A 5,282-nucleotide genomic window follows, 5' to 3' on the forward strand; every position below is an offset into this window, starting at 1 on the left:
TATCGTGTTAAATACACTTGCCAATTCTCTCAAATCCCTCTTAATCTCCCTTTTCTAAAGGGAGAAATCTAAAATTTACCCCGTTTCAAAACTTTCATTCCTTTCATACCTATTTTGACATTATCAATTTTTTCCACAATGTTTTTTGGCTCAAGCGGGCGGGTAAAACTGGGCCACCCTGTTTTCGAATCATATTTATCGATCGAGCTGAACAGGGGTTCGCCCGAAACTATGTCAACGTATATTCCATTCCTGTGATTGTCCCAGTACTCATTTTTATACGCCGGTTCCGTCCCGTTTTCCTGGGTCACTTCGTATTGGAGCAGCGTTAATGTTTTTTTAAGTCCCTCCCTGGAAGGTTTTTTATAATTTGCTCCTTTTTTCGCGCCGCCCGGCATATCTTTGTCATCTCCCCATATTTTTTTTAAATACTTGTCGCGGCCGCAGTTTAACCTGTAAAATTTATAACGTATCGGGTTTTTTTTGTGATAGCCCTGGTGATATTCTTCCGCTTTATAAAATCCAGACGCTTTTCTTATTTCGGTAACAAGCGGTTCTTTATACCTGCCGGTTTTTCCGAGGGCTTCCTTCGATTTTTCCGCGGTCTCTTTTTGTTCCTCGTTTGTAAAAAAAATTGCTGACCTGTAGCCGGGGCCCCTGTCGCAAAACTGCCCGCCGCCGTCAGCCGGATCTATCTGCCGCCAGAATATTTCCAAAAGCTCCTCGTATTTTATTACAGAAGGGTCATAAGTGATCCGCACTGCTTCGACATGTCCTTTTTCTGCGTAATCTTTATAAACAGGGTCACGGTCTTTCCCTCCTGTATACCCGGAAACCACTTCTTTTACGCCGTTAAGTTTTTCAAACGGCGGCTCCATGCACCAAAAGCACCCGCCCGCGAAAACAGCCGTTTCATATTTTGTGCCGGCATATACCACCGGCATCAAAAGAGGAAAAAACTGTAAAATAAACAGGCTGTTGAAAATTTTCTCGTACATATTTCATTCCTTCTAAAAATAACATTATAATTTTTGCAGCAACTTATTAAGTTACACCATCATCAATGATCAGGTCGCCATTGATTTTGATGTTCCCGCTTTGAATCCGGACCGGACGTTTTTCCATGGTTAAATCTTCCTTGTTCTTCCCTGAGTATTTCTAAAATCGTCTCATCACTTGTTTGTTCAAAATCAATGTAAAAAGCCCCGACGGCGCCAAAAAAAAGCGGGACACGCAGGCATATTACTTCATCGCAAAGAAGCGCTGTCTCTTCTACTGAGTCCCGCGGGCTGACTGGCAGGGCGGAAATTAATTGTTCAGGCGATTCATTCCGGGCCAGGATAAGCGCGGCTTTCATCGTGGCCCCGGTCGCGATACCGTCATCGGTTATTATTACTGTTTTATTTTTTAGTTCTCTTTTCGGCAAAATTTCACGGTAATAAGAAGCCTTTCGCTTTAAATTCAACAATTGTTTTTCAGCCTCTTTTTTTATAGCCGCATCTTCAATTTCATCTAAAGTGAAGACCCTGTTCCCGAAGGTAATCCTGCCGTTTTCACTTACCGCGCCTATCGCGAACTCAGGATTATAGGGCGAGCCGATTTTGTGGGTCAATACAACATCGAGACGGGAGTTTATAATCCCGGCTATCTCCCTCGCTACTATAATCCCGCCTCTCGGTATCCCGAGAACGACTGTGTCCTTACTGAATTTATATTTTTTTAGCACATGGCCAAGCATCCGGCCCGCTTCCGCACGGTCGATAAAAGGCTCACCGCTTGTTGATAATATGTTTATCTTCCCCATTATTATTTCCCCTTCTGTTTAAAGCTTAACTTATCCAGTGAAATTGTGTACTCCTGCCGGGATTCATCATATTTCACGGAATATTCAGACGGGTAATAACCTTTTTTTTGATATGAGGCAGGGAGTTTAATTGTTTGCGTATCGTTTGGTTTCGTCTCCAGGAACGCTTTGGTTACCATCGGTTCAAAAAACGCTATTTTGCCGTTATAAGACCCGTATATAAAAGTCCGCGTGAAGGGTTGCTTATTGAATTCCGGCGCGGAAGGGTCGATCCAGTGGACACCCATTCGCGGGACTTCCGTCCCTTCCGGCAGGACATAGCCTGCCGGCAAATACTGCGCTGCTGGTTTTTTTAAACATTTTACAATATCATCGCCTTTGGCGGTAATCCTGTTTCTCTCCTTTTGAGTTAATAAATAGAAATGAATATCAAAATGAGGCACATCATAAACACCCGGGGGGATGTGGCCGTAAGGGTTCCAATCCAGTGAAATATGAGTAAATGGAAGAGCTTTAACTTCCTCCGGAAAAAGCAACGGGTATTCAACGCTGTCAATGTCTTTAGAAGACGGGATTTCGGGTAAACCCGAAAGAGCGGTCTGTGTTATGGTGACCCCTATCGCGGACGGTTTTCCCTGTTTATCAATTTCCACCCACGCCCATCCCGCGCCATTTCCTATCTGTCTGGCCTTCCCGAAAAAAACACCGCTCTTTGCCAGCGTTATCCGTGACAAAAAAACACAGAGAATAATTACATTTAATTTAATGAAAAAACGCATAATTTGCCCCCTTGTTCATAATTCATGTTAAGATAATACAATATTATTTTATTTGCGGAAAGGTGTAAATGGCTGTAATCTACTTTTTTATGACTTATTTCTCCCTTGGAGTTATAATCATTCTATGTTTAAATTTTCAATTATTATTCCTGTATTTAAAGAGGCCGGGATAATCAACAATTCAATAAAAGACATTCTTGATAAATTCCGAACGGAAAAATTTGAAATTATCGTGGTGGATGGTGAAAACAACGGGAGCACAATTAACACGATAAATACCGGATACGCCAATATTAAAAAATCAATATCCGGAAAAAACAGGGCCAAACAAATGAATGCGGGAGCGTCAGTTTCTGAAGGTGATGTTCTCTTGTTCCTTCACGCGGATTGCGCTCTGCCTGAAAACGCCCTGGATCAAATTAAAAACGTTTTTGATTCCGATCCGGATACTGCCGCGGGAGCGTTTAACTTAAAAATAGACTCCAATAAAATTATTTTTAAAATAATTTCAAAACTCTCTTCCCTGCGCGCGCGAATAACAAAAATTCCATACGGGGATCAATCGATATTTATACGAAAGGATTACTTCTTAAAATTAGGCGGATACAGGGAATTACCTTTAATGGAAGACGCCGATTTAATGCGCCGGATTAAAAAAAACAAGGGTAAAATAAATATACTTCCCGCAGGCGTGACTGCCTCTCCACGGCGCTGGGAAAAAGAAGGTATTCTTTATTACACCTTAAAAAACTGGTTGATAACCATTCTTTATTTCTTAGGCGCGCACCCTGAGAAATTGAAAAAGTTGTATTACAGGGGCGAATAATTATCCGCCCCTTCTGTTAAATTAATTTCGATGAATTTGTTAACAATTGAACAGTTGGAAATTGACAATTGATAATTGTTTTTCAAGTAAACGCTCAATTGTTAATATTCAATTGTCAATTTTTAATTAAATTTATATATAATTATTTAACTTCTCCTTCCCATAAACCGTGAATATTACAATTTTCCTGTGCCGTAACATGCCCGCTTACCGGGGACTTTACCTCAAATTCAGCTTCTGGTTTATCGCCTGGTTTCAGATCTACTTTTCCCGCGGATTTATTGTCTATAAAAAGTTCAATATATTTAATATAATGTTCATTAACCATCGGATGCTCATCCTCCCCGATTTTTACGGTTATCACCAGGGTTTTCTTCTCCTTGTTCTCTTCACCGAGCTGTATCACCGGCACATGTTTTCTCTCAAGTTCGGTCATATTGGACGGGTCTTTGGCCTTGTTTATCTTCATCGGCTCTTCGCCTCTCGCGTAAACCAGGTATCCAATAATCCTTTCCACCTCAGCGTCACTTAGATGCCCCGGCCTTTTTGACTGCATTCTTTTAACGGTTCCCATCCAGCCATCTTTGTTCTTCTTTTTCGAAAGAGGCCTTTCAATTGCGTGGCACAATGAACACTTTGTTTCAAATAAAGTTTTATCCGCTTCCATTTCGTCGGATTCGGCGAAAATAACGCTCAAAAATAACTGGCAGAACAGCATACAGCAGATTAGCAGGCTAAAATATTTTTTCATAATCCTTCCTTTCTTTTATGATTTGTTTTTTATATGATACTAATTCCAGGCAGGCGTGTAAATTATCTGTTTCCGCTTTTTATTGACTTTTCTCCACTAAAGTCCGCGCTGTTCCCGCGTAATATGATAAAATAATACCATGGATAATACAAAAACAAGCGATAACATCGTTGAGACCCCTGTCCAGGGCAAAACCTTTTCTTTATACGGAGACACGCCTGACACAAGAAATTATTACAGTGATGTTAATAAAATAATCGGCCTCTGCCTTGCGAAATGCCCTGACAGAAAAAAACTGATAAGCCTATTGGAATGTGCGAGCGGTAAAAAACAATTAAAAACAAATGACCCGGGTTCGCTGGTTAATTTCATCGTCCGCATCACGCATGAAAAACTTTCAAAATACACAAAAATGACATGCACGCATCTTAAAGAACTGCCTTTTCACAAAAGATTGACGGACAAAACACTTGCCACTTCCGAAGAACAATACCATTTATTTATGCTTGAAATCGCGCTTATAAACATGGAATTCAAGGAAAGTTTCAAAAAGGCGGAAGAAAAACTCGCCTTTTTGCCCCATTGCCTCCGCGATTTAAGTGCGAACTGCCGCTCACAGGTGGAAGGCCTTGACAATGTATGCAAATCCTGTTCTAAAATCTGCATGATTAACCGCGTAAGCAGATTGCTGAAGAAATATAATGTCAAGCCGTATATCTGGATGAACGCGAACATCAAATCCGTTTTTAAAAAAATGGAAAAAGAAAAAAGGAGCCTCGGCGTCCTCGGCATCGCATGCATCCCGGAACTCATCAGCGGCATGAGGCTGTGCATGCGCCGGAACATCCCCGTTGTGGGAATTCCTTTAAACGCGAACAGGTGCGCGAGATGGATCGGCGCATTTCACCAGACCTTTGTGAACATGGAGGAATTGGAAAAACTTCTTTAACACGTTTTGGACGTTTTGGTGGACGTTTTGGGGACGTTCATAAATATATGATTCCTGAGAAGTAAGTACATATTTTCAATCGGTCGAATTATTAAAACTGTAAAGCAACTGTTGTTTGTAGAAAAAATGACATCTTACTCAAACCGATTCGGAATATTTTTAGACGACCAAAA

Annotated in this window: 6 protein-coding genes; 2 read left to right on the forward strand and 4 right to left on the reverse strand. The window is 41.0% G+C overall.

Features of this window, described 5'->3' with window-relative positions; genetic code table 11:
• Positions 1 to 68: 68 nt before the first annotated feature.
• From msrA to AB1498_02185, 3 genes are all read right to left on the reverse strand, one after another.
• A complete protein-coding gene (gene msrA / locus AB1498_02175; protein ID MEW6087095.1) occupies positions 69 to 998 on the reverse strand; it encodes a peptide-methionine (S)-S-oxide reductase MsrA in 930 nt (309 codons plus the stop codon).
• Positions 999 to 1,060: 62 nt separating this feature from the next.
• Entirely contained in the window at positions 1,061 to 1,804 is a 744-nt protein-coding gene (locus tag AB1498_02180) for a phosphoribosyltransferase family protein (protein ID MEW6087096.1), read from the reverse strand.
• Between the two features lie 2 nt (positions 1,805 to 1,806).
• Positions 1,807 to 2,583 (reverse strand): DUF5602 domain-containing protein, encoded by a 777-nt coding sequence (locus AB1498_02185; protein MEW6087097.1) that lies wholly within the window; start codon positions 2,581 to 2,583, stop codon positions 1,807 to 1,809.
• Positions 2,584 to 2,707: 124 nt separating this feature from the next.
• Between AB1498_02185 and AB1498_02190 the strand changes: the two genes are divergently transcribed.
• Positions 2,708 to 3,409, forward strand: coding sequence for a TIGR04283 family arsenosugar biosynthesis glycosyltransferase (locus AB1498_02190; GenBank protein MEW6087098.1), 702 nt, complete (start codon positions 2,708 to 2,710; stop codon positions 3,407 to 3,409).
• Positions 3,410 to 3,551: 142 nt separating this feature from the next.
• Here AB1498_02190 and AB1498_02195 read toward each other — a convergent pair whose 3' ends face one another.
• Positions 3,552 to 4,160, reverse strand: a complete 609-nt coding sequence (locus AB1498_02195; GenBank protein MEW6087099.1) for a desulfoferrodoxin family protein — start codon at positions 4,158 to 4,160, stop codon at positions 3,552 to 3,554.
• A gap of 139 nt (positions 4,161 to 4,299) precedes the next feature.
• Between AB1498_02195 and AB1498_02200 the strand changes: the two genes are divergently transcribed.
• Positions 4,300 to 5,109 carry a DUF116 domain-containing protein gene (locus tag AB1498_02200; protein ID MEW6087100.1) on the forward strand — a complete coding sequence of 270 codons (810 nt, stop codon included), beginning with the start codon at positions 4,300 to 4,302 and terminating at the stop codon, positions 5,107 to 5,109.
• Positions 5,110 to 5,282: the final 173 nt, after the last annotated feature.

The sequence above is a fragment of the bacterium genome (genome assembly GCA_040754625.1).
GTDB lineage: Bacteria > JACRDZ01 > JAQUKH01 > JAQUKH01 > JAQUKH01 > JAQUKH01.

Coding starts and splice junctions, on each gene's coding strand:
- AB1498_02190 (MEW6087098.1), top strand. CDS start 2,708: ATGTTTAAATTTTCAATTATTATTCCTGTATTTAAAGAGGCCGGGATA.
- AB1498_02185 (MEW6087097.1), bottom strand. CDS start 2,583: ATGCGTTTTTTCATTAAATTAAATGTAATTATTCTCTGTGTTTTTTTG.
- msrA (MEW6087095.1), bottom strand. CDS start 998: ATGTACGAGAAAATTTTCAACAGCCTGTTTATTTTACAGTTTTTTCCT.
- AB1498_02200 (MEW6087100.1), top strand. CDS start 4,300: ATGGATAATACAAAAACAAGCGATAACATCGTTGAGACCCCTGTCCAG.
- AB1498_02180 (MEW6087096.1), bottom strand. CDS start 1,804: ATGGGGAAGATAAACATATTATCAACAAGCGGTGAGCCTTTTATCGAC.
- AB1498_02195 (MEW6087099.1), bottom strand. CDS start 4,160: ATGAAAAAATATTTTAGCCTGCTAATCTGCTGTATGCTGTTCTGCCAG.